General features: G+C 66.5%; 19 protein-coding genes and 2 pseudogenes. 9 read left to right on the top strand and 12 right to left on the bottom strand.

What is annotated here, in order from left to right:
- Positions 1-5 precede the first annotated feature (5 nt).
- Both gyrB and hmuQ read left to right on the top strand, forming a co-directional pair.
- Positions 6-2,426, top strand: a complete 2,421-nt coding sequence (gene gyrB, locus Atro_RS13680) for a DNA topoisomerase (ATP-hydrolyzing) subunit B (protein ID WP_497923087.1) — start codon at positions 6-8, stop codon at positions 2,424-2,426.
- Positions 2,427-2,578: 152 nt separating this feature from the next.
- Complete coding sequence (gene hmuQ, locus Atro_RS13675; protein ID WP_497923085.1) at positions 2,579-2,884, top strand: heme-degrading protein HmuQ; 306 nt, start codon at positions 2,579-2,581, stop codon at positions 2,882-2,884.
- A 108-nt stretch (positions 2,885-2,992) separates the two neighbouring features.
- Here hmuQ and Atro_RS13670 read toward each other — a convergent pair whose 3' ends face one another.
- From Atro_RS13670 to glyQ, 5 genes and pseudogenes are all read right to left on the bottom strand, one after another.
- Entirely contained in the window at positions 2,993-3,991 is a 999-nt protein-coding gene (locus tag Atro_RS13670) for a hypothetical protein (RefSeq protein WP_497923083.1), read from the bottom strand.
- Positions 3,992-4,224: 233 nt separating this feature from the next.
- Positions 4,225-4,986, bottom strand: a complete 762-nt coding sequence (locus Atro_RS13665) for a lysophospholipid acyltransferase family protein (RefSeq protein ID WP_497923081.1) — start codon at positions 4,984-4,986, stop codon at positions 4,225-4,227.
- Positions 4,987-4,990: 4 nt separating this feature from the next.
- Entirely contained in the window at positions 4,991-5,533 is a 543-nt protein-coding gene (gene gmhB / locus Atro_RS13660) for a D-glycero-beta-D-manno-heptose 1,7-bisphosphate 7-phosphatase (protein ID WP_497923079.1), read from the bottom strand.
- A gap of 3 nt (positions 5,534-5,536) precedes the next feature.
- On the bottom strand, positions 5,537-7,594 hold the full coding sequence (glyS, locus tag Atro_RS13655) for a glycine--tRNA ligase subunit beta (protein WP_497923077.1): 2,058 nt from the start codon (positions 7,592-7,594) through the stop codon (positions 5,537-5,539).
- Positions 7,591-8,537 (bottom strand): annotated as a pseudogene (gene glyQ, locus Atro_RS13650) (glycine--tRNA ligase subunit alpha). Before glyQ ends, glyS begins: the two are co-directional and overlap by 4 nt.
- An 85-nt stretch (positions 8,538-8,622) precedes the next feature.
- On the opposite strand from glyQ, the gene Atro_RS13645 reads away from it, so the two are divergent.
- From Atro_RS13645 to Atro_RS13635, 3 genes are all read left to right on the top strand, one after another.
- On the top strand, positions 8,623-9,207 hold the full coding sequence (locus tag Atro_RS13645; protein ID WP_497923075.1) for a DNA-3-methyladenine glycosylase I: 585 nt from the start codon (positions 8,623-8,625) through the stop codon (positions 9,205-9,207).
- Positions 9,208-9,313: 106 nt separating this feature from the next.
- Positions 9,314-10,201, top strand: a complete 888-nt coding sequence (locus Atro_RS13640) for a lysophospholipid acyltransferase (protein ID WP_497923073.1) — start codon at positions 9,314-9,316, stop codon at positions 10,199-10,201.
- Between the two features lie 127 nt (positions 10,202-10,328).
- Positions 10,329-11,141, top strand: coding sequence for an IS5 family transposase (locus Atro_RS13635; RefSeq protein WP_497923063.1), 813 nt, complete (start codon positions 10,329-10,331; stop codon positions 11,139-11,141).
- 49 nt (positions 11,142-11,190) lie between these two features.
- On the opposite strand, the gene trkA is transcribed toward Atro_RS13635, so the two are convergent.
- The 4 genes and pseudogenes from trkA to def all read right to left on the bottom strand — a co-directional run bounded on the left by trkA (position 11,191) and on the right by def (position 15,413).
- Positions 11,191-12,564, bottom strand: coding sequence for a Trk system potassium transporter TrkA (gene trkA, locus Atro_RS13630; RefSeq protein WP_497923071.1), 1,374 nt, complete (start codon positions 12,562-12,564; stop codon positions 11,191-11,193).
- A 13-nt stretch (positions 12,565-12,577) separates the two neighbouring features.
- Positions 12,578-13,902 (bottom strand): annotated as a pseudogene (gene rsmB / locus Atro_RS13625) (16S rRNA (cytosine(967)-C(5))-methyltransferase RsmB).
- A 2-nt stretch (positions 13,903-13,904) separates the two neighbouring features.
- Positions 13,905-14,849, bottom strand: a complete 945-nt coding sequence (fmt, locus tag Atro_RS13620; protein WP_497923069.1) for a methionyl-tRNA formyltransferase — start codon at positions 14,847-14,849, stop codon at positions 13,905-13,907.
- Positions 14,850-14,906: 57 nt separating this feature from the next.
- Positions 14,907-15,413, bottom strand: coding sequence for a peptide deformylase (gene def, locus Atro_RS13615; RefSeq protein ID WP_497923068.1), 507 nt, complete (start codon positions 15,411-15,413; stop codon positions 14,907-14,909).
- A 153-nt stretch (positions 15,414-15,566) separates the two neighbouring features.
- Here def and Atro_RS13610 point away from each other — a divergent pair, with 153 nt between their 5' ends.
- Both Atro_RS13610 and dprA read left to right on the top strand, forming a co-directional pair.
- Positions 15,567-16,595 (top strand): LysM peptidoglycan-binding domain-containing protein, encoded by a 1,029-nt coding sequence (locus Atro_RS13610; RefSeq protein ID WP_497923066.1) that lies wholly within the window; start codon positions 15,567-15,569, stop codon positions 16,593-16,595.
- 91 nt (positions 16,596-16,686) lie between these two features.
- Positions 16,687-17,781, top strand: a complete 1,095-nt coding sequence (dprA, locus tag Atro_RS13605) for a DNA-processing protein DprA (protein ID WP_497923064.1) — start codon at positions 16,687-16,689, stop codon at positions 17,779-17,781.
- A gap of 38 nt (positions 17,782-17,819) precedes the next feature.
- On the opposite strand, the gene Atro_RS13600 is transcribed toward dprA, so the two are convergent.
- Positions 17,820-18,920 carry an IS630 family transposase gene (locus tag Atro_RS13600; protein WP_497922317.1) on the bottom strand — a complete coding sequence of 367 codons (1,101 nt, stop codon included), beginning with the start codon at positions 18,918-18,920 and terminating at the stop codon, positions 17,820-17,822.
- A 106-nt stretch (positions 18,921-19,026) separates the two neighbouring features.
- On the bottom strand, positions 19,027-19,839 hold the full coding sequence (locus Atro_RS13595; protein WP_497923063.1) for an IS5 family transposase: 813 nt from the start codon (positions 19,837-19,839) through the stop codon (positions 19,027-19,029).
- A gap of 339 nt (positions 19,840-20,178) precedes the next feature.
- Here Atro_RS13595 and tsaC point away from each other — a divergent pair, with 339 nt between their 5' ends.
- Positions 20,179-20,736: an L-threonylcarbamoyladenylate synthase type 1 TsaC gene (gene tsaC, locus Atro_RS13590; RefSeq protein WP_497923061.1), complete on the top strand. Its 558-nt coding sequence runs from the start codon at positions 20,179-20,181 to the stop codon at positions 20,734-20,736.
- A 265-nt stretch (positions 20,737-21,001) separates the two neighbouring features.
- Here the strand turns inward: tsaC and Atro_RS13585 are convergent, their stop codons facing one another.
- Entirely contained in the window at positions 21,002-21,979 is a 978-nt protein-coding gene (locus Atro_RS13585) for an NADPH:quinone reductase (RefSeq protein ID WP_497923060.1), read from the bottom strand.
- Positions 21,980-22,174: 195 nt separating this feature from the next.
- Here Atro_RS13585 and hemF point away from each other — a divergent pair, with 195 nt between their 5' ends.
- Positions 22,175-23,089: an oxygen-dependent coproporphyrinogen oxidase gene (hemF, locus tag Atro_RS13580; protein ID WP_497923058.1), complete on the top strand. Its 915-nt coding sequence runs from the start codon at positions 22,175-22,177 to the stop codon at positions 23,087-23,089.
- Positions 23,090-23,275: the final 186 nt, after the last annotated feature.

The raw sequence follows: 23,275 nt of genomic DNA, 5'->3' as shown, positions 1-23,275 counted from the left end.
AGGTAATGAGCGAAAACCAGACGTACGACTCGTCCAGCATCAAAGTCCTGAAGGGGCTGGATGCCGTACGCAAACGCCCCGGCATGTACATCGGCGACACCGACGACGGCACCGGTCTGCATCATATGGTGTTCGAAGTGGTCGACAATTCGATCGACGAGGCGCTGGCCGGTTACTGCAATGACATCAGCATCACCATTCACACCGACGAATCCATCACCGTGCGCGATAACGGACGGGGCATCCCGGTTGATCTGCACAAGGAGGAAGGCGTCTCCGCCGCCGAAGTCATCATGACCGTGCTGCATGCCGGGGGTAAATTCGACGACAACAGCTACAAGGTGTCCGGCGGCCTGCATGGCGTCGGGGTTTCGGTGGTCAATGCACTCTCCGAGGAGCTGGTGCTGACCATCCGCCGCGATGGTAAGGTGTGGGAGCAGACCTACGTGCACGGCGTACCGCAGGCACCGCTGGCCGCGGTCGGCGACACCGAGGGCACCGGCACGCAGATCCATTTCAAGCCTTCCGCGGAAACCTTCCAGAATATCCATTTCAGCTGGGACATCCTTGCCAAGCGCCTTCGCGAGCTGTCTTTCCTCAATTCCGGCGTTGGCATCTTCCTCAAGGACGAGCGCAGTGGCAAGGAGGAGCTGTTCAAGTACGAAGGTGGTCTGAAGGCGTTCGTCGACTACCTGAATACCAACAAGAACGCGGTCAGCCAGGTGTTCCACTTCAACATGCAGCGTGAGGAGGACGGGGTCGGCGTGGAGATTGCCCTGCAGTGGAACGACGGCTTCAACGAGAACATCCTCTGCTTCACTAACAACATTCCGCAGCGCGACGGTGGCACTCATCTGGCTGGTTTCCGCTCGGCGCTGACCCGCAACCTGAACGCCTACATCGAGCAGGAAGGCCTGGCCAAGAAGTACAAGGTGGCGACCACCGGCGACGACGCCCGCGAAGGTCTGACCGCGATCATTTCGGTCAAGGTGCCGGATCCCAAGTTCAGTTCGCAGACCAAGGACAAACTGGTCTCCAGCGAAGTGAAGACCGCCGTCGAGCAGGAAATGGGCAAGTACTTCGGTGACTTCCTGCTGGAGAATCCCAACGAGGCCAAGGCGGTGGTTGGCAAGATGATCGACGCCGCCCGCGCCCGCGAGGCCGCCCGCAAGGCCCGCGAGATGACCCGCCGCAAGGGCGCACTGGACATCGCCGGCCTGCCCGGCAAGCTGGCCGACTGCCAGGAAAAGGACCCGGCCCTCTCCGAACTCTACATCGTCGAGGGCGACTCCGCCGGCGGCTCGGCCAAGCAGGGCCGTAACCGGCGAACCCAGGCGATCCTGCCGCTCAAGGGCAAGATCCTCAACGTCGAGAAAGCGCGCTTCGACAAGATGCTCTCCTCCGCCGAAGTCGGCACTCTGATCACCGCGCTGGGCTGCGGTATCGGCCGTGAGGAATACAACATCGACAAGCTGCGCTATCACAACATCATCATCATGACCGATGCCGACGTCGACGGCTCGCACATCCGTACCCTACTGCTGACCTTCTTCTTCCGGCAGATGCCCGAGCTGATCGAGCGCGGCTACGTCTACATCGCCCAGCCGCCGTTGTACAAGGTGAAGAAAGGCAAGCAGGAACAGTACATCAAGGATGACGAGGCCATGGAGGAATACATGACCCAGTCGGCCCTCGAGGACGCCAGCCTGCACGTCAACGAGAGTGCTCCTGGGCTCGCCGGGCTGGCGCTGGAGAGGCTAGTCAACGACTATCGCACGGTGATGAAGACTCTGGCTCGCCTGTCGCGTCTTTATCCCCAGGAAATCACCGAGCACTTCGTCTACCTGCCGCGTGTTGGTCTTGAACAGCTCGGCGACCAGGCGGCTATGCAGGCCTGGCTGGAGCGATTCCAGGCCCGTCTGAAGGCCAGCGAGAAGTCCGGCCTGGCTTACCGGGCTAGCCTACGCGAGGACCGCGAGCGCCATCTGTGGCTGCCCGAGGTGGAGATGATCGCCCACGGGCTCTCCAGCTATGTCACCTTCAACCGCGATTTCTTTGCCAGCAACGACTACCGTACCGTCACCGCCCTCGGCGAGCAGCTGAACAGCCTCCTGGAAGACGGTGCCTACGTGCAGCGCGGCGAACGCAAGAAGCCGGTATCCAGCTTCAAGGAGGCCCTTGCCTGGCTGATGGCGGAAAGTACCAAGCGTCACAGCATCCAGCGCTACAAGGGCCTCGGCGAAATGAACCCCGAGCAGTTGTGGGAAACCACCATGGACCCCAGTGTACGGCGCATGCTCAAGGTCACTATCGAGGACGCCATCGCCACCGACCAGATCTTCAACACCCTGATGGGGGATGCCGTTGAACCGCGTCGTGAATTCATTGAAAGCAATGCGTTGTCGGTAGCAAACTTGGATGTATGAGAAAAACTGTGGATAAGGACCTTATCCACAAGTGAAAATCCCCGACAGGCGTAGCCTGTCGGGGATTTTCTTTTCGGATGCTTGTGCCTCTTCTGTGGAGGTAGGCTTTCTTGCCTAGAATAACCGCTTATCGACAACGCGGAGGCCAAGACATGTTCCTTGCCATGAACCGTTTCAAAATCGCCCGAGGTCATGAAGAGGCCTTCATTACCCATTGGCGCGAGCGTGATAGCTATCTCCATGAGGTTCCCGGTTTCATCCGCTTCCATCTTCTGCAAGGCCCGGAGACCGAAGAAGGCACCTTGTTCAGCTCCTTCACCGAGTGGGAGTCCGCCCAGGCCTTTGAAGATTGGACGCACTCCGAAGCTTTCAGGAAGGCGCATGCCAACGCCGGCAATAGTCCGCGCGAACTTTACCTGGGGCCACCGCAACTGGAACTCTTTGAAGCGGTGCTGTAGCAGGCGACTGCATTCATTTCGAGCGCCTTGCACAGCGTTTTGCCGTAAGTCTGTGCCGAGGGAGGGGCGCAGCGTTTTCCACTCTTGCTGACACCCACGCTGCCGCCCTCAGAATTTTCTGTCTCTCGCCAAGGGTCTGCCCAGCGCAGACCGTGCCCGGCAGTATTCATCGCGGTAGACGGCAAAGATTTCGCTGATCGTTCCGTCCGTCATGCCCAGTCGACTCAGGGTTCTCTGCAGGTAGGCGCAGCTTTCTACAAAATGGAAGGATTCGCAGAGCAGCTGGCGGTTGAGGGCGATATCGCCCGCTCCGCCGGCGGCGGAGCCGAACAGGCTGCGCAGAACGGCGTTCATCAGCCCGGTGACCGCACGGGCATCCGCTCGACGGCGACCCTGCCGCCAGGCGCCGAGCAGTTGTTCCCTGGCCTGGGCATCGCTCCTCTCCCCTGCCCAGAGTTTGGCAAGACTGCTGCAGTCGGAATGCGGCTCTGGACAGCCGGCGAGGCTGGCGAGATGGACGAGGTAGTCTTCCAGGGGATTGCTCCACTGCCCGTTTCCGGCATCGAAGGCCGGCAGAAAGCAGTCGAGCAGTATCTCGTCCTGCTCGTCGTCCTCGCTCAGCAGTTCCCAGTGCTGCAGGCTGAGGTCGACCACTCGCCAGGCCGCCAGGCGCAGTGCCGCGGCGAACACGTCGGCGAGTCGCGTTTCGAGGAGCAGTTCGCTTTCCAGCAGGATGTCGGTTTCCGAGGGCTCCTCCAAGTAACGGCGCAAACGCTCGCCGGCCTGCGGGCAGCCGAGTTCGCTGGCCAGAGGGCTATGGGCCAAGCAGCGCAGCCGCTCAAGGGAGTCCTGCTGCGGCAGAATCTGACAGACTAGCTTGCGCTCCTCCTCCAAACGCAACCACCAGTAGTCACGGGCAGCCGGATGTGCGAACAGGCCGTCGGCGAGCAGACGCTGCCACTGCGTATGGACAGTCTCACAAGCGGTGTCGTCGGGCGGCGCTTTTGCCGGTAGGTTGAGCAGTCCCAGTAGCTGCGGTAAGGGCAAAAAGAACAACGTGCTTTCGAGTCCCGCCTGTTGCAGCGGGAGGGTTCCATCGGCAGTCATGACAAGGACATCCCGCTCACGGGCTTCCTGCCGGTTCGGCGGTGGCAGAAGCGGTAACGACGGCATTGGGCGGTGTAATCCATGGAAAAGGTTCCAGCTACGTCTGGGCGAGAAATCTATGGAGCGGCATGTCGTGCATGGGTTCCACGTGGAACATGGCCCGACGCACCGGACCTCGTCCACAGGGAAGCCGGCATGCGGGACCGGCTTCGTCTGGAGTGCATACCGGGATGTTAAACCTTGGCCGATTCAGCCACCACCGGGTTGTCGGCCAGTACGCCGAGTTCCTGCTGGGTTTGCGCGACCCAGGCGAAGGCACGATCGTTGAGGTCGGCGATGGCGCGTGGACCTTCGCCTTCGGCCTGCAGCGGCGGACCAAAGACCACCCGAACGGTACCGGGGGTCTTGCCCCAGCCTTCCTTGGGCCAGTAGCGGCCGGCATCGTGGGCAACCGGTAGCACCGGCAAGCCTGCATTCACTGCGAGGGCGGCACCGCCGCGTGAAAATTTGCCGATCTGCCCGACCGGTACGCGGGTGCCCTCGGGGAAGATCAGCACCCAAGCGCCCTGTTCCAGCCGCTTGTGGCCCTGCTCGGCCAGTTGCTTGAGCGCCGCCTTGGGGTTGCCGCGGTCGATGGCGATCGGTTTTAGCAGAGCGATAGCCCAACCGAAGAACGGGACATGCAGCAGTTCGCGCTTGAGCACTTGGCTGAGCGGCTCGAAGTGGGCGGAGAGGAAGAAGGTTTCCCAGGTGCTCTGGTGCTTGGCGAGGATCACGCAGGGGCGCTGCGGAATGTTCTCCACGCCGTGCAGTTCATAGCGAATGTCGAGGATGTGCCAGCTCAGCCAGACGGCACAGCGGCACCAGGTCTGCACGACGAAACGGTAGCGGGCGCGGAACGGCAGGAAGACTGCGACCACCAGACTGATCAGGCACCAGATCACGGTGCTGAGGGACAGCAGCAGATAGAAGGTCGGAATACGAAGGAATTGCATGGGCTCAGCCATCGGCCTTGAGAAGATGGTCGGCGACGGCCGCCAGGTCATCGAACACCTGGGTGCCGGGCGGCAGGATGTTTTGCAGGGTGCGCTGTCCCTTGCCGGTCTTCACCAGATAGGGGCTGCCGCCGAGCACCAGGCCGGCGTGCAGGTCGCGGTGGCTGTCGCCGACCACCGGCACGCCCTTCAAGTCGGACAGCCGGAAGTGCTCGGCGATGCTGCGGAACATGCCAGGCAGCGGCTTGCGGCAACTACAGCCGTCCTGCGGGCCGTGCGGGCAGTGCACGATCAGGTCGATCCGCCCGCCCTGCTCCATCACCAGCTGCTGCATCTTCAGGTGCATGTCGGTGAGGGCGGTCATGTCGAACAGGCCGCGGGCCAGGCCCGACTGGTTGGTGGCGATTGCCACCGTCCAGCCGGCCTTGCTCAGACGAGCGATCGCCTCGATGGAACCGGGGATGGGAATCCATTCTTCCGCGGATTTGACGAAGGCGTCGGAGTCCTCATTGATGACCCCGTCGCGATCGAGCACGATCAGCTTCATTGCTCACTGTCCCAGCACGGAGATGTCGGCGACACAGAGGAACAGGCCGCGCAGCTGCGCCAGCATGGCGTGGCGGTTGGCGCGGATCGCCGGGTCTTCGGCATTGACCAGCACCGCCTCGAAGTAGGCGTCCACCGGATCGCGCAGGCTGGCCAGACGCTCCAGCGCCTCGCGGTAGCGGCGCTCGGCAGCCAGCGGTCTGACTGCGTGCTGGGCCTGCTGCAGTGCCGAGTACAGGGAGAACTCGCAGGCATTGTCGAAGTAGCGGGCTTCGATGGTCGTCGGCAGCTTGCCCTCGTACCTGCCGAGCAGGTTGGAGACGCGCTTGTTCACCGCGGCCAGCGACTCGGCTTCCGGCAAGCGGCGGAAGGCCTGCACCGCCTGCACGCGCAGGTCCAGGTCGTAGGCCGAGGCCGGCTGCAAGGTGCGCACCGACAGGTAACTGGAAACGTCGATGCCCTCGTCCTCGTAGCGCGCGCGCAGGCGGTCGAAGACGAACTCGCTGACCTGTTCGGCCAGGCCGGCGGCCTTGACCTTGGCGCCGTACTGGGCGACCGCGAAGTGGCTGGCCTCCTCGAGCTTCAGGTCCAGCTGCTTCTCGATGAGGATGCGCAGGATGCCCAGGGCGGCCCGGCGCAGGGCATAGGGGTCCTTGCTGCCGGTGGGCGGCATGCCGATGCCGAAGATGCCGACCAGGGTGTCGAGCTTGTCAGCCATCGCCACGGCGGCGCCGGTCAGCGTCGACGGCAGCGGGGCACCGGCGCCGCGCGGCATGTACTGCTCGTCGAGGGCGCGGGCGACGTCCTCCGGCTCGCCGTCGTTGAGCGCATAGTGGTAGCCGGCGACGCCCTGCAGTTCGGGGAATTCGCCGACCATCTCGCTGGCCAGGTCGGCCTTCGACAGGAGGCCGGCGCGGATCGCGTGCTCCGGATTGCCGCCGATGCGCTCGGCGATGAAGCCGGCCAGCCGCGAGACCCGCTCGGCCTTGTCCAGCACGCTGCCGAGTTGGGCCTGAAAGACCACGTTGGCCAGGCGCTGGTTGAAGCTTTCCAGGCGTTGACGCTTGTCCTGGTTGAAGAAGAACTCGGCGTCGGTGAGGCGCGGGCGCACCACCTTCTCGTTGCCGGCGACGATCTGCGCCGGATCCTTGCTCTCGATGTTGGCCACGGTGATGAAGCGCGGCAGCAGCTTGCCGTCGGCATCCAGCAGGCAGAAGTATTTCTGGTTGTCCTGCATGGTGGAGATCAGCGCCTCCTGGGGAACGGCGAGGAAGCGTTCCTCGAAGGAGCAGACCAGCGGCACGGGCCATTCGACCAGCGCGGTCACCTCGTCGAGCAGTTCCTCGGGAACGATGGCGCTGCCCTGCTGCTGCCCTGCCAGCTCGGCGACGCAGCCGGCGATCAGCGCGCGGCGCTCGGCGAAGTCGGCTAGCACGTAGGCGCTGCGCAGGTCCTCCAGATAGCTGGACGGCTGGCTGATGCGCACCGCGTCCGGGTGGTGGAAGCGGTGGCCCATGGATTCGCGGCCGGCCTTCTGGGCGAGGATCTCGCAGTCGACCACCTGGTTGCCGAACAGCATCACCAGCCACTGGCTCGGGCGGACGAACTCCTCCTTGCGCGCGCCCCAGCGCATGCGCTTGGGAATCGGCAGCTCGTCGAGAGCGGCCTGGACGATCGCCGGCAGCAGTGCGGCGGTCGGTTGGCCGGGAATCTGGCGGCTGTAGCGCAGCTTGGCGCCGCTGCTGTCGATCTCGTGCAGCTCCACGCCGCACTTGCGGGCGAAGCCGAGGGCGGCCTGGGTCGGGTTGCCTTCGGCGTCGAAGGCGGCCGCCAGCGGCGGGCCGTCGAGGCTCTGGCTGCGGTCCGGCTGCTGGGTGGCCAGCTGCTCGACCTGCACCGCCAGGCGGCGCGGCGCGGCATAGACGCGGGCAACCCGGTACTCGAGGCCGGCGTTGGCCAGGCCCTTCTCGATGCTGGCGAGGAAGGCGGCGGCCAGGCTCTTCAGGGCTTTCGGCGGCAGCTCTTCGCTGCCCAGTTCGACCAGGAAATCTTGTGCACTCATTCTGCAGCCTCCAGCTTGGCCAGGACTTCGTCACGCAGTTCGGGGGGGCCATGGGAAAGCCGAGCTTGGCGCGTGCCTGCAGGTAGCTCTGCGCCACGGCGCGGGCCAGGGTGCGTACACGCAGGATGTAGCGCTGGCGCTCGGTCACCGAGATGGCACGGCGGGCGTCCAGCAGGTTGAAGGTGTGCGAGGCCTTGAGGACCATCTCGTAGGTCGGCAGCGGCAGTTCCAGCTCGATCAGGCGGTTGGCCTCGGACTCGTAGAAGTCGAACAGCTCGAACAGCTTGGCTACATTGGCGTGCTCGAAGTTGTAGGTGGACTGCTCCACCTCGTTCTGGTGGAACACATCGCCGTAGGTAACCTTGCCGAACGGACCGTCGGTCCACACCAGGTCGTACACCGAATCCACGCCCTGCAGGTACATGGCCAGACGTTCCAGGCCGTAGGTGATCTCGCCGGTGACCGGGTAGCACTCGACGCCGCCGACCTGCTGGAAGTAGGTGAACTGGGTGACCTCCATGCCGTTCAGCCAGACTTCCCAGCCCAGGCCCCAGGCGCCCAGGGTCGGCGACTCCCAGTTGTCCTCGACGAAGCGCACGTCGTGCACCCGGGTGTCGATGCCGATGCGCCGCAGGGATTCCAGGTAGAGGTCCTGGATGTCGTCCGGGTTGGGTTTCAGGACCACCTGGAACTGGTAGTAGTGCTGCAGGCGGTTGGGGTTTTCGCCGTAGCGGCCGTCGGCCGGCCGGCGCGAGGGCTGCACGTAGGCGGCGTTCCAGGTTTCCGGGCCGATGGCGCGCAGAAAGGTGGCGGTGTGGAAGGTGCCGGCGCCCACTTCCATATCGTAGGGCTGCAGCACCACGCAACCCTGTTCGGCCCAGTAGTTCTGCAGGGCGAGAATCAGGTCTTGGAAGGTGCGCACGGCAGGCGTAGTCTGGCTCACAAAAATCACCCTGTCCTGAGGCTGCGACGTAAAAGGCTGCGAGTATACCCGATTCGCGGCGGCCTCCACCGTGATGCGAACGCCCATGCCACGCTGCTTCTGGTGCTCCGACGACCCGCTGTATCAGGCCTATCACGACGCGGAATGGGGCGTTCCCCTGCACGATCCGCAGCGCCTGTTCGAGCTGTTGCTCCTGGAGGGGTTCCAGGCCGGATTGTCCTGGTTCACCGTGCTGAAGAAGCGCGAGCATTACCGGCGGGTGCTGTTCGGTTTCGATGCCGGGCGCCTGGCCCTCCTTGACGACGCCGGGATCGAGCGCCTGCAGCAGGACCCCGGCATCATCCGCAACCGTCGCAAGCTCGAGGCGGCGCGACAGAACGCCCGCGCCTGGCTGCGGCTCGAGGATCCGGCCGGCTGGCTGTGGTCCTTCGTCGGCGGCGTGCCGCGGATCAACCGCTTTCGCAGCCATGCCGAGGTGCCGGCGACGACGCCCGAGGCCGAGGCGCTCAGCCGGGCGCTGAAGAAGGCCGGCTTCGCTTTCGTCGGACCGACCATCTGCTATGCATTCATGCAGGCCTGCGGCATGGTCATGGACCACACGATCGATTGCGATCGCCATGCCGAACTGGCGGGGCTGCCCGTCCGCCTGGGGCCTGCCGTACGTCGCTGAGCGTTCCCCACTCGACCAAAGACCGGTCCCGTTCATGCCGGAAAGCCCCTGTCCTGCCTGTGGGCTGCATTACAATATGAGCCGTTTTCAATCCGGGAGTCCATTTGTGGAAAAGCTCAAGGGTGCAGTGGTGGTCACTTCCCTGCGCCTCTTCGCTCTGCTGCCCTGGCGTGCCGTACAGGGGGTCGGGGCAACCCTCGGCTGGTTGATGGCGCATGTGCCCAACCGTTCGCTCGAGGTCGTGCGCATCAACATCAGTCAATGTTTCCCAGAACTCGACGTCGGGGCGCGCGAGCACCTGGTACGGCAGAGCCTGCGGGACATCGGCAGAACCCTCACCGAAAGCGCCTGCGCCTGGATCTGGCCGGCGCGCAAGTCCCTCGCCCGGGTGCGCGAGGTGGAAGGCCTGGAAGTGCTCGAGCAGGCGCTGGCCTCCGGCAAGGGGGTGGTCGGCATCACCAGCCACCTGGGCAACTGGGAAGTGCTCAACCACTTCTACTGCAGCCAATGCAAGCCGATCATCTTCTACCGGCCGCCGAAGCTGCGTGCCGTGGACGAGCTGCTGCAGCGCCAACGCGTGCAGCTGGGCAACCGCGTCGCGCCCTCGACCCGCGAAGGCATCCTCAGCGTCCTCCACGAAGTGCGCCGGGGCGGTGCGGTGGGCATTCCGGCCGATCCGGAGCCCAGCCAGGGCAGCGGCCTCTTCGTGCCCTTCCTCGGTACCCGGGCGCTGACCAGCAAGTTCGTGCCGAACATGCTGGCCGGCGGCAAGGCGATCGGCGTCTTCCTGCATGCCGTGCGTCTGGACGACGGCTCGGGCTACCGGGTGATCCTCGAGGCCGCGCCGCCGGAGATGTACAGCGCGGACACGGAAACCGCCGTGGCGGCGATGAGTTCGATGATCGGCAAGTACGTGCGCGCCTATCCCAGCCAGTACATGTGGACCATGAAGCGCTTCAAGCGGCGTCCGCCGGGCGAGCCGGCGTGGTATTGAGGGCGCTGCGCGGCGCCCGAGCGGCCGAGGAAGCGGAGTTTCCGGGCGGTAAACGAGCGCTCCGGACCCGCTTTCAACCCATGGCCGACGCCTAGAGCCTGTTATTAACCACTGCTTTGGTTATCGTTTGCAGTTAACCCGAAAACCCTACCCCACCGATGTCAGCGATGAGGAGTGGGCCTTCGTGGCGCCCTATCTGGCGCTGATGCCCGAATCCTCCGCCCATCGCGTCCACAGCCTGCGCGAGGTCTTCAATGCCCTGCGCTACATCGTCCGCGGCGGCCTGCTCTGGCGGCAGATGCCGCATGATCTGCCGCCGTGGCAGGTGGTGTATCAGCAGACCCGACGCTGGATCGAGGCCGGCGTCTTCGAGGAACTGCTGCATGATGTGCGCGAGTTGATCCGGGTGGCGGACAAGCGCAAGGCTCAGCCCAGCGCCGTGATCCTCGACAGCCGCACCCTGCAGTCGACGCCGGAAAGCGGCGCACGGGCCGGCTATGACGGGGCCAAACGCCGCAAGGGCTCGAAGGTGCATATGGCCGTGGATACGCTGGGGCAGTTGCTCGCCCTGCGGGTGACGCCCGCCAACGAACAGGACCGCGCCCAGGTGGCCGCCCTCGCCGAGCAGGTGCAGCGGGTGACCGGTGAGGCGGTGGAGGTTGCCTTCGCCGACCAGGGCTACAGCGGCGAGTCGGCGGCCCGACAGGCAGAGGCGCATGGCATCCAGCTGGAAGTGATCAAGCACACGGAAGCGAAGAAGGGCTTCATCCTGCTGTCTCGGCGCTGGGTGGTCGAGCGCAGCTTCGGCTGGATGGCCCGCTTTCGAAGACTGAGTCGGGATTACGAGCGCCTGGCCTCGACGCTGGCGGGCTTTCACTTCATAGCCTTTGTTTGCCTGATGTTGCCGACTGCTCTCAAGGCCTTGGCAGCACCAGGCTGATCAAGAAACGAACAGGTTAATAACAGGCTCTAGCAGGGCGTGGAAAGGCTCAGAAAAAGGTCAGCCCCACCTGGAACAGCCGCTCCACGTCGCGGATGTGCTTCTTGTCGACCAGAAAAAGGATCACGTGATCGCCGGACTCGATCAGGGTGTCGTCGTGGGCGATCAGCACCTGCTCGTCGCGGATCACCGCGCCGATGGTGGTGCCCTGGGGCAGCTCGATCTCGCCGATCATGCGTCCGACCACCTTGCTCGACTTCGCGTCGCCGTGGGCGATCGCCTCGATGGCCTCCGCTGCGCCGCGGCGCAGCGAGTGCACGCTGACGATATCGCCGCGGCGCACGTGGGTCAGCAGGGTGCCGATGGTGGCCAGCTGCGGGCTGATGGCGATGTCGATCTCGCCGCCCTGCACCAGGTCGACGTAGGCCGGGTTGTTGATGATGCTCATCACCTTGCGCGCGCCGAGGCGCTTGGCCAGCAGCGAGGACATGATGTTGGCCTCGTCGTCGTTGGTCAGGGCGAGGAAGATGTCCGCCTCGTTGATGTTCTCCTCGACCAGCAGGTCCTTGTCCGAGGCATTGCCCTGCAGCACGATGCTGCTGTCCAGGGTGTCCGAGAGGTAGCGGCAGCGCGCCGGGTTGGCCTCGATGATCTTCACCTGGTAGCGGCTCTCGATGGCCTCGGCCAGGCGCTCGCCGATATGCCCGCCGCCGGCGATGACGATGCGCTTGTTGCTGATCTCGAGGCGCCGCAGCTCGCTCATCACCGCGCGGATGTGGGTCCTGGCGGCGATGAAGAACACCTCGTCGTCGGCCTCGATCACCGTGTCGCCCTTGGGCAGGATCGCCCGGTTGCGGCGGAAGATCGCCGCCACCCGGGCGTCCACGGTCGGCATGTGCTCGCGGATCTGGCGGAGCTGCTGGCCGACCAGCGGGCCGCCGTAGTAGGCGCGCACCGCCACCAGCTGGGCCTTGCCGTCGGCGAAGTCGATCACCTGCAGGGCGCCGGGATATTCGATCAGGCGCTTGATGTGGTTGGTCACCACCTGCTCCGGGCTGATCAGCACATCCACCGGGATCGCCTCGTTGCTGAACAGCCCGGCGCGGGTCAGGTAGGCCGATTCGCGTACCCGGGCGATCCGCGTCGGGGTGTGGAACAGGGTGTAGGCGACCTGGCAGGCGACCATGTTGGTCTCGTCGCTGTTGGTCACCGCCACCAGCATGTCGGCGTCGTCCGCGCCGGCCTGGCGCAGCACGGTGGGGAAGGAGCCCTTGCCGGCGATGGTGCGGATGTCCAGGCGGTCGCCGAGGTCGCGCAGGCGTTCGGTATCGGTGTCCACCACGGTGATGTCGTTGGCCTCGCTGGCCAGGTGCTCGGCCAGGGTGCCGCCGACCTGGCCGGCGCCGAGAATGATGATCTTCATCGGACTGCGTTCCTCAGCCGCGCGGACCGGCGGCGATCTTGATCAGCTTGGCGTAGTAGAAGCCGTCGTGGCCGTGCGGCTGCGGCAGCAGCTGGCGGCCGTGGCGCTGGGCCAGGCCCGGCTTGGCGCCGACGAAGCCGGCGGCGATGTCCAGTTCGCGGGCGCCGGGGGTGCGGGCGAGAAAGGCGGCGATGGTGTCGCTGTTCTCCGCCGGCAGGATCGAGCAGGTGGCGTAGAGCAGGATGCCGCCGACCTCCAGGGTCGGCCACAAGGCATCCAGAAGCTCGCCCTGCAGCGCGACCAGGGGGGGATGTCGCTGGCCTGGCGGGTCAGCTTGATGTCCGGATGGCGGCGAATCACCCCGGTGGCGGAGCAAGGCGCATCGAGCAGGATACGCTGGAAGCGCCGACCGTCCCACCAGGCGTCGGTGGCCCGTGCATCGGCGGCGACCAGCCGGGCCGCCAGGCCCAGCCGGTCGAGGTTCTCGCGGACCCGCGCCAGGCGTTTTTCTTCCGCGTCGATGGCGACCAGCTCGGCCAGCCGCGGCTCGCTTTCCAGCAGGTGGCAGGTCTTGCCGCCGGGGGCGCAGCAGGCATCGAGCACGCGCTGGCCGGGCATCGGTTCGAGCAGGTAGGCGGCCAGCTGGGCGGCCTCGTCCTGCACGCTGATGCGGCCCTCGGCGAAGCCCGGCAGGCTACGCACGTCGCGCGGCTCGCCGAGCAGGATGCCGTCGCGGCTGAAACGACAGGCGCTGGCCGGGATGCCGGCGGCTTCCAGCTCGGCGAGGTAGATATCACGCGAGGTCTGTCGGCGGTTGACCCGCAGGGTCAGCGGCGGGTGCTCGTTGTTGGCCGCGCAGATGGCTTCCCAGTGCTCCGGCCAATGCGCCTTCAGGGCCTGCTGCAGCCAGCGCGGATGGGCGGTGCGCGCCACCGGATCGTTGTCCAGGGCGGCGAGCAGCGTCTCGCCCTCGCGCTGCACGCGGCGCAGCACGGCGTTCAGCAGGGCCTTGGCCCAGGGCTTCTTCAACTGCTCGGCACAGGCCACGGTTTCGCCGATCGCCGCATGGGCGGGAATGCGGGTATGCAGCAGTTGATAAAGGCCGACCAGCAGTAGCGCCTCGATATCCCGGTCGGCGGCCTTGAACGGCTTGCGCAGCAGCTTCTCGGCGAGCAGCGCCAGGCGCGGCTGCCAGCGGGCTGCACCGAACGCCAATTCCTGGGCCAGGGCGCGGTCGCGCGGCTCGACCTGCTCCAGCTGCACCGGCAGGGCGGCGAGCGAGGCCTTGCCGGCCAGTACCGCCGCCAGGGCGCGCGCGGCGGCCAGGCGCGGATTCAGGCTCATGACGCCAGCACCTGACCGACGGCGAACTGCTCGCGGCGGCTGTTGTACAGCTCGGCGAAGGCCAGCGGCTTGCCGCCCGGCAGCTGCAGGCGGGTCAGGCGCAGAGCGCCTGACCCGCAGGCCACGGTCAGGCCGTCGCGGCTGGCGGCGAGGATGGTTCCCGGCGTCCCCCTGCCCTGCTCGACGACCGCGCCGAACACCTTCAGCGGCGTGCCGTTCAGGCTGCTGTGGCAGACCGGCCAGGGGTCGAAGGCGCGGATCCGCCGCTCCAGCTCGTCCGCCGGGCGGCTCCAGTCGAGCCGCGCCTCGTCCTTGTTCAGCTTGTGCGCATAGGTGGCCTGGGCATCGTCCTGCACCTCGCCGGCGAGTCCGCCGGCGGCCAGAGCGCCGACGGCCTCGACCAGGGCCTGCGCACCCAGCCCGGCCAGGCGGTCGTGCAGGCTGCCGCCGGTCTCGTCGGGGCGGATCGGCGTGGCGACCTTGAGCAGCATCGGCCCGGTATCCAGGCCGGCTTCCATGCGCATCACGGTGACCCCGGACTGGTCATCGCCGGCCTCGATGGCGCGCTGGATCGGCGCCGCGCCGCGCCAGCGCGGCAGCAGCGAGGCATGGCTGTTGATGCAGCCGAGACGCGGGATGTCCAGCACCGCCTGCGGCAGGATCAGCCCGTAGGCGACCACCAGCAGCAGGTCGGGCTCGAGCGCCGCCAGCTCCGCCTGGGCGGCGGCATCGCGCAGGCTCGCAGGCTGCAGGACGGGGATGGCGTGCTGCAGGGCGAGCTGCTTCACCGGGCTGGGCATCAGTTTCTGGCCGCGTCCGGCAGGGCGGTCCGGCTGGGTGTAGACGGCCATCGGCCGCTGTCCGGCATCCAGCAGGGCCTTGAGGTGTTCGGCGGCGAATTCGGGGGTGCCGGCGAAGACGATGCGCAAAGGCTGGGTCATGGTCGCTCGCTCAAGAAAGAAAAAGGCTTGCCGCGGCAAGCCTGCGCAGGGACGGGCTCAGCCGTGCTGGCGATGCTGCTTCTCCAGCTTCTTGCGGATGCGATCGCGCTTGAGCGTCGACAGGTAGTCGACGAACAGCTTGCCGTTCAGGTGATCGCACTCGTGCTGGATGCACACCGCCAGCAGGCCCTCGGCGATCAGCTCGAAGGGCTGGCCGTCGCGGTCTAGGGCACGGATGCGGACCTGCAGCGGGCGTTCGACGTTCTCGTAGAAGCCGGGCACCGACAGGCAACCTTCCTGGTACGGCCCCTGCTCCGTGGTGAGCGGCTCGAATTCCGGGTTGATGAACACCTGCGGCTCGCTCTTGTCCTCGGACAGGTCCATCACCACCAGGCGCTTGTGCACGTTCACCTGGGTCGCCGCCAGGCCGATGCCGGGCGCGGCGTACATGGTCTCGAACATGTCGTCGATCAGCCGGCGGAGGTCGTCGTCCACCGATTCGATCGGTTTGGCGATGGTGCGCAGGCGCGGGTCGGGAAATTCGAGGATGTTCAGTATCGCCATATGCGTTTGTGATGCACTTGGGGAATTGTTCAAAACGGCTGCTGCTAAGATGCTGAGCAGCATTGAAAAAACGGCTTTACGCCGCGATCCCGAGGGGAAATCCGGCGGCGCTCGGCGTTTCACGCGAAGGCACATCATAAAGGGATTCACCGCATGAGGAAATCACTACTCGCCCTGCTGCTGCTGGCTGCCGGCAGCTCTCTGGCGCAGGCCGAGGTGCAGCTCCGCGAGGGCCATCCGCAGAGCTACACGGTCGTCCGGGGCGATACCCTGTGGGATATCTCCGGCAAATTCCTCCGCGCGCCCTGGCAATGGCCGCAGCTCTGGCACGTCAACCCGCAGATCGAGAATCCCCACCTGATCTATCCGGGCGACGTGCTGAGCTTGGTTTACGTCGACGGCCAGCCGCGCCTGATGCTCAACCGCGGCGCCAGCCGCGGCACCATCAAGCTGTCGCCGAAGGTCCGCAGCACGCCGATGGTCCAGGCCATCCCGACCATTCCGCTGGAGAAGATCAACAGCTTCCTGCTCAGCAACCGCATCGTCGACGACGCCGTGCAGTTCCAGGACGCGCCCTACGTGGTCGCCGGCAACGCCGAGCGGGTGATCAGCGGCGCCGGCGACCGGGTCTACGCGCGCGGCGATTTCTCTTCCGGCGAGGCGGCCTACGGCATCTTCCGCCAAGGCAAGACCTACACCGATCCGCAGACCCAGGAATTCCTCGGCATCAACGCCGACGACATCGGCACCGGCGAGATGGTCGCCGAGGAAGGCGACGTCGCCACCCTGGCACTCAAGCGCTCGACCCAGGAAGTGCGCCTCGGCGACCGGCTGTTCCCCACCGAGGAGCGGGCCGTCAATTCCACCTTCATGCCCAGCGAGCCGGCCGCCCGCATCGATGGAGTGATCCTCGACGTACCGCGCGGCGTGACCCAGGTCGGCAACTTCGACGTGGTCACCCTGAACAAGGGCCGCCGCGACGGCCTGGCCGAAGGCCACGTGCTGGCGGTATACAAGACCGGCGAAACCGTGCGCGACCGCATCACCGGCGAGCCGGTGAAGATCCCCGACGAGCGCTCGGGCCTGCTGATGGTATTCCGCACCTACGAGCGGCTCAGCTATGGCCTGATCCTCACCGCCAGCCGCCAGCTGGCGGTAATGGACAAGGTGCGCAACCCGTAACCCCCGCTGCAGGTCCCCTTCCGCCGGAGGGGGCGCCGGACCGAGTGCCGGCCCCACCTTTTCGTTCCGTAGATCAAGGATGATCGCCCCCATGTCCCTCTCGCCCGCCGAACTGGAGGCGCGCCTGCGCCTGCACGCCCTGCCCGGCTTCGGACCGCGCCGCCATCGCCGCCTGCTCGAGGCCTTCGCCAGTGCCTCGGCGGCGCTCAGCGCCCCGGCTTCCGCCTGGCGTGCGCTGGGGCTGCCGGCCGGCTGCGCCGAGGCGCGGCGCAGCGCCGAAGTTCGCCAGCAGGCGGCGCAGGCTCTGGCCTGGCTGGAGCAGCCGCAGCGCCATCTGCTCTCGCTCGGCGAGTCCGGCTATCCGGCCCTGCTCGCCGAGCTGGACGACGCTCCGCCGCTGCTTTTCGTCGAGGGCGACGCGGCTCTCCTCGAACAGCCGCAACTGGCCATGGTCGGCAGCCGCCGCGCCTCGAAGCCCGGGCTGGATACCGCCCGGGCCTTCGCCCGGCAGCTCGCCAGCGCCGGCTTCGTGATCACCAGCGGACTGGCTCTGGGCATCGACGGCGCTGCCCACCGGGGCGCGCTGGAGGCACCCGGCCAGACCGTGGCGGTGCTCGGCACCGGCCTGCAGCGCCTCTATCCGGCACGGCACGCATCCCTGGCCGCGGACCTCCTCGCCAGCGGCGGCGCGCTGGTCTCCGAACTGCCGCTGGACTGCCCGCCTCAGGCGGCCAATTTCCCGCGCCGCAATCGCATCATCAGCGGCCTGTCGCTCGGCGTGCTGGTGGTCGAAGCCAGTCCCTCCAGCGGTTCGCTGATCACCGCCCGACTGGCCGCCGAGCAGGGTCGCGAGGTTTACGCGATTCCCGGCTCCATCCACCACCCCGGTGCCCGCGGCTGCCACCAGCTGATCCGCGACGGTGCGACCTTGGTGGAAAGCATCGAGCACATCCTCGAAGCGCTGCGCGGCTGGCAGAACATCGCCCCGCCCCAGCCAGTCCCGCCGGGCTCGAGCGGCGAGCGGCATCCGCTGCTGGCGTTGCTGCATGCCGCGCCGCAGACCAGTGAAGAACTGGCCCTGGCCAGCGGCTGGCCGCTCGCTCGGGTGCTGGCGGCGCTCACCGAGCTGGAGCTGGACGGCCTGGTCGCCTGCGAGGGCGGCCGCTGGCTGGGAGGCGCCGGCTGACGTGCTTGGTCGCCGCCGGGGCTTGCTAGTGTGGTGAATCACAAGTTCGCTTCATTATTATTTCTTTGCAAGGCTCGAGCAGCCCTGCCGACAGAGGCCAGGATTTCACCTGCTCCCTTACTCCAGCGGAAAGGCCTTGGATTCTGGTTGTAGGTCGCCAGGTAATACTCGATGGACTGCTCGAGATCCTTCACGCTGGTATGGGCCTGGCGCTTTATCCACTTCTGGGTGAGCATCGAGAAAAAGCGCTCCACCCGATTCAGCCATGACGCAGACGTCGGGGTGAAATGCACGTGATAACGCGGGTGCGCGACAAGCCAGGCACGCACCTTGTCGGTCTTGTGCACGGCATAGTTATCCATGATCAGGTGGATGGCCTTGTCGCTCTTGACCGTTTCCTCGATGGCCCTGAGAAACTCCAGGAATTCTGCGCTGCGGTGACGGCGCTTGAGACGTCCGATCACCTCGCCGGTGGCCACATCCAGGGCGGCAAACAAGGACGTCGTGCCATGGCGCTGATAATCATGGGTACGGGTCGCCGGATACCCAGGCTCCAGCGGCAGCCCCGGCTGTGTTCGATTGAGCGCCTGGATCTGGCTTTTCTCATCGACACACAGTACCAGCGCTTTATCAGGGGGATTTAGATAGAGCCCGACGATATCCTGCACCTTGTCGACAAAGGCAGGATCGGTGGACAGCTTGAAGGTGTGCTCCAGGTGGGGCTTGAGCCCGAAGGCTCGCCAGATACGCTGTACGCTCGCCGGTGAAATATGGGTGGCCTTGCTCATCCGGCGCGAGCTCCAATGACTGGCATCGTCGGGCCTGGTCTGCCGCACCCGGTCGACCACTTCCTGGACCTTTTCATCACTGATGCTGCGTGGGCGGCCTGAGCGCGGCTCGTCATTGAGGCCTTGCAGGCCCAAACGGGCGAAGCGAAGGCGCCACCTCGAAACGGTTTGCGCCGTAATGCCAAGCCGTCGAGCAATGGAAGAGCCGGACTCGCCTCGAGCGCAGGACAGAATGATCTCGGCGCGCAGCTGCATATCGGCAGGCCCCTTGTGCCTGGCTCGGCGGCGGGTGAGTTCGGCATGCTCTTGTTCGGTCAGTTCGATCCGAACGGCTGGGCGGCCTGTTTTCATCGCATGCCCTCCGAAAAACTCTGTCAGCTCCGCGGTAGACAAGATTTATCCTGAGTAGTTGTGATTCACCACACTAGAGCCTGTTATTAACCCGTTCGTTTCTTGATCAGCCTGGTGCTGCCAAGGCCTTGAGAGCAGTCGGCAACATCAGGCAAACAAAGGCTATGAAGTGAAAGCCCGCCAGCGTCGAGGCCAGGCGCTCGTAATCCCGACTCAGTCTTCGAAAGCGGGCCATCCAGCCGAAGCTGCGCTCGACCACCCAGCGCCGAGACAGCAGGATGAAGCCCTTCTTCGCTTCCGTGTGCTTGATCACTTCCAGCTGGATGCCATGCGCCTCTGCCTGTCGGGCCGCCGACTCGCCGCTGTAGCCCTGGTCGGCGAAGGCAACCTCCACCGCCTCACCGGTCACCCGCTGCACCTGCTCGGCGAGGGCGGCCACCTGGGCGCGGTCCTGTTCGTTGGCGGGCGTCACCCGCAGGGCGAGCAACTGCCCCAGCGTATCCACGGCCATATGCACCTTCGAGCCCTTGCGGCGTTTGGCCCCGTCATAGCCGGCCCGTGCGCCGCTTTCCGGCGTCGACTGCAGGGTGCGGCTGTCGAGGATCACGGCGCTGGGCTGAGCCTTGCGCTTGTCCGCCACCCGGATCAACTCGCGCACATCATGCAGCAGTTCCTCGAAGACGCCGGCCTCGATCCAGCGTCGGGTCTGCTGATACACCACCTGCCACGGCGGCAGATCATGCGGCATCTGCCGCCAGAGCAGGCCGCCGCGGACGATGTAGCGCAGGGCATTGAAGACCTCGCGCAGGCTGTGGACGCGATGGGCGGAGGATTCGGGCATCAGCGCCAGATAGGGCGCCACGAAGGCCCACTCCTCATCGCTGACATCGGTGGGGTAGGGTTTTCGGGTTAACTGCAAACGATAACCAAAGCAGTGGTTAATAACAGGCTCTAGGGCCTGTTGAGGTTTTGGCGTGAGCCGCGTTGCCGCGCCAAATGCCGCCAGGTCGGGCCGCGTTCGGCAAGGCGCGGGTCGCCGGCAATGGTCATTCCCTTGCCAAGCCCCGCAACGCCGCATGGCGGCATTTGCCGCGCACGGGGCCCGTTTGGCGCAGCACGGCGTCGCTCGTCGTTCGTTTGGAATGACCAAACTTCTCTCCTTGTTCCTTGTTCTGCGCCAGACGGGCCTTCGTCGCGGCCTACGCCAAAACCTCAACAGGCCCTACACTGCGCCGAATCTTTTTTCCGGAGGCAAGCGATGCACGGCAGTTGGCGGGTGCGACAGGTGGCGCGGGTGGTGCGCCGGGGCGGGGTGATCGCCTATCCGACCGAGGCCGTCTGGGGCCTGGGCTGCGACCCGTGGAACGCGGCCGCGGTGCGCCGTCTGCTGGCGCTCAAGCAGCGGCCGCAGGCGAAGGGGCTGATCCTGGTCGCCGCCGACATCGGCCAGTTCGATTTTCTGCTCGAGGACCTGCCGCCGGCCTGGCTCGAACGCCTGGCCGCCACCTGGCCGGGGCCGAACACCTGGCTGGTGCCGCACCGCGGCCGTCTGCCGGCGTGGATCACCGGCCGCCACGCGAGCGTCGCCCTGCGGGTCAGCGACCATCCGCTGGTGCGCGCGCTGTGCGCCCTCGCCGGCCCGCTGGTGTCCACCTCGGCCAACCCCGCCGGCCGTCCGGCCGCGCGCTCGCGGCTGCGCGTCGAACAGTACTTCCCGCGCCGGCTGGATGCCGTACTCGGCGGCGCCCTGGGCGGGCGGCGCAACCCGAGCCTGATCCGCGACCTGGCCAGCGGCCAGGTGATCCGCCCCGCCTAGGGCCTGTTAACACTACTCTCCGCGAGCCGCGTTGCTGCGCCAAATGGCGCCAGGCGAGGCGCGGGACGCAGGGAATGGCATTCCCTTGCCAAGGCCCGCAACGACGCATGGCGCCATTTGCCGCGCAACCCGCAGGGACGGGCCTGTTTTTGCGCGGTGCGTCGTTGCTCGTCGTTCGTTTGGAATGACCAAACCTCTCTCCTCGCGCCTAACTCCGCGCAAAAACAGGCTCCGTCGCGGCCGCGCGGAGTAGTGTTAACAGGCCCTAGGGCAGCAGGACGGTCGAGCCGACGGTCTGGCGCGAGACCAGCGCCTCCTGGGCCCGGCCGGCCTCGGCGAGGGGGAAGCGCTGGCCGATCTCGACCCGCACCTGGCCGCTGGCAAGCACGGCGAACAGCTCGGCGGCCATCGCCTGCAGGCGCTCCGGCGTGTCGGCGTAACCGGCCAGGGTCGGACGGGTGACGAACAGCGAGCCCTTCTGCGCCAGCACCCCGAGATTGACTCCGGTCACCGGTCCGGAGGCGTTGCCGAAGCTGACCAGCAGACCGCGCGGGGCGACGCAGTCCAGCGAGGTGTCCCAGGTATCCTTGCCGACCGAGTCGTAGACCACCGGGCACTTGCGCCCGTCGGTCAGCTCCAGCACCCGCTGCGCTACGTTCTCGCGGCTGTAGTCGATGGTCGCCCAGGCGCCCAGGGCCCTGGCCCGCTCGGCCTTCTCCGGCGAGCCGACGGTGCCGATCAGCCGGAGGCCGAGCGCCCTGGCCCACTGGCAGGCGAGGCTGCCGACGCCACCGGCTGCGGCGTGAAAGAGGATCGTCTCGCCGCCCTGGAAACGGCCGATCTGGCGCAGCAGGTACTGCACGGTGAGACCCTTGAGCATCACCGCGGCGGCCTGCTCGAAATCGATCGCATCCGGCAGCCCGACCAGCTTGTCCGCCGGCAGCACGTGCAGCTCGGCATAGGCGCCCAGCGGACCGTGGGCATAGGCCACCCGGTCGCCGACCCGGAAGCGCCCGACTTCGCTGCCCACCGCCTCGACTTCCCCGGCGCCCTCCAGGCCAAGGCCGGAGGGCAGCTGCGGCGGGGCATAGAGGCCGCTGCGGTAATAGGTGTCGATGAAGTTCAGGCCGATCGCCCGGTTGCGCACCCGGACCTCGTGCGGCCCGGGCTCCGGCGGCGTGCAGTCGACCCATTCGAGGACCTCGGGACCGCCGTGGCGGCTGATCTGGATGCGCTTGGCCATGTGCTCTGCTCCTTTGCGGGATCGCTGCTGTGTCCATGCCGCGTGCCGCGGCGAGGCCGCTATCCAAGCGTCAAGCCCTCCGTCCCGTCAACTTCGGCAAGGAATTGCACGATGTTATGCTAGCCGCCCAGCCGGGCCGTTAAGGACCATCCATCGGCCGCCTTGTCCAGTGCCGTTTTCAACATGGGAAATGCCGTGAACGATCAAATCGAGGCCGTGAAGGCCTACCTGCTCGACCTGCAAGACCGCATCTGCGCCGCCCTCGAAACCGAGGACGGCGGCGCGCGCTTTCGCGAGGACGCCTGGCTGCGCGAGGGCGGCGGCGGCGGGCGTACCCGGGTGCTGGAGAACGGTGCGCTGATCGAGAAGGGCGGCGTCAACTTCTCCCACGTCCACGGCGCCGGCCTGCCGCCGTCGGCCAGCGCGCACCGTCCGGAACTGGCCGGACGCGGCTTCCAGGCCCTCGGCGTGTCCCTGGTGATCCACCCGCGCAACCCCTACGTGCCGACCTCCCACGCCAACGTGCGACTGTTCGTCGCCGAGAAGGAGGGCGAGGCGCCGGTCTGGTGGTTCGGCGGCGGCTTCGACCTGACGCCCTACTACGCCTTCGAGGAAGACTGCGTGTTCTGGCACCAGGTCGCCCGCGACGCCTGCGCGCCCTTCGGCGCCGACGTCTACCCGCGCTTCAAGGAATGGTGCGACCGCTACTTCCACCTCAAGCACCGCAACGAGCCGCGCGGCATCGGCGGCCTGTTCTTCGACGACCTCAACGCGTGGGATTTCGACACCAGCTTCGCCTTCCTGCGCGCCGTCGGCGATGCCTACATCCAGGCCTACCTGCCGATCGTGCAGAAGCGCAAGGACATCCCCTACGGCGAGCGCGAGCGCGAGTTCCAGGCCTATCGCCGCGGCCGCTACGTGGAGTTCAACCTGGTCTACGACCGCGGCACCCTGTTCGGACTGCAGTCCGGCGGGCGCACCGAGTCGATCCTCATGTCGCTGCCGGCCGAGGTACGCTGGGGCTACGACTGGAAACCCGCGCCGGGCACGCCCGAGGCGCGCCTGACCGAGTACTTCCTCACCGACCGCGACTGGCTGGCCCAGGCCTGAGTCCTGAGTCGGCGCGGGTCGATACAGGACCCCTCGCCGGGGAGAAAAGGGCCGCCGGCCCGCGCTTCCCGGCGCTGCAGCAAAGGTGGAGCCTCGCGGCGCGAGCGCTCCCACCCAGGACGAGCCCTTCAGCATGGACAGACCACCCACTCTTTGAGGCGGGCGCCGCGGGCGCTCCCTCGTTGC

The organism is Azotobacter tropicalis (assembly GCF_059739045.1).
Note: the sequence above shows the minus strand (reverse complement) of the source record. Positions and strands in the feature narration are given on the sequence as shown.

Coding starts and splice junctions, on each gene's coding strand:
- fmt (WP_497923069.1), bottom strand. CDS start 14,849: ATGACCCAGCCTTTGCGCATCGTCTTCGCCGGCACCCCCGAATTCGCC.
- hmuQ (WP_497923085.1), top strand. CDS start 2,579: ATGTTCCTTGCCATGAACCGTTTCAAAATCGCCCGAGGTCATGAAGAG.
- Atro_RS13670 (WP_497923083.1), bottom strand. CDS start 3,991: ATGACTGCCGATGGAACCCTCCCGCTGCAACAGGCGGGACTCGAAAGC.
- Atro_RS13665 (WP_497923081.1), bottom strand. CDS start 4,986: ATGCAATTCCTTCGTATTCCGACCTTCTATCTGCTGCTGTCCCTCAGC.
- Atro_RS13585 (WP_497923060.1), bottom strand. CDS start 21,979: ATGGCCAAGCGCATCCAGATCAGCCGCCACGGCGGTCCCGAGGTCCTC.
- def (WP_497923068.1), bottom strand. CDS start 15,413: ATGGCGATACTGAACATCCTCGAATTTCCCGACCCGCGCCTGCGCACC.
- gyrB (WP_497923087.1), top strand. CDS start 6: ATGAGCGAAAACCAGACGTACGACTCGTCCAGCATCAAAGTCCTGAAG.
- glyS (WP_497923077.1), bottom strand. CDS start 7,594: ATGAGTGCACAAGATTTCCTGGTCGAACTGGGCAGCGAAGAGCTGCCG.
- tsaC (WP_497923061.1), top strand. CDS start 20,179: ATGCACGGCAGTTGGCGGGTGCGACAGGTGGCGCGGGTGGTGCGCCGG.
- Atro_RS13645 (WP_497923075.1), top strand. CDS start 8,623: ATGCCACGCTGCTTCTGGTGCTCCGACGACCCGCTGTATCAGGCCTAT.
- Atro_RS13600 (WP_497922317.1), bottom strand. CDS start 18,920: ATGAAAACAGGCCGCCCAGCCGTTCGGATCGAACTGACCGAACAAGAG.
- Atro_RS13610 (WP_497923066.1), top strand. CDS start 15,567: ATGAGGAAATCACTACTCGCCCTGCTGCTGCTGGCTGCCGGCAGCTCT.
- gmhB (WP_497923079.1), bottom strand. CDS start 5,533: ATGAAGCTGATCGTGCTCGATCGCGACGGGGTCATCAATGAGGACTCC.
- trkA (WP_497923071.1), bottom strand. CDS start 12,564: ATGAAGATCATCATTCTCGGCGCCGGCCAGGTCGGCGGCACCCTGGCC.
- dprA (WP_497923064.1), top strand. CDS start 16,687: ATGTCCCTCTCGCCCGCCGAACTGGAGGCGCGCCTGCGCCTGCACGCC.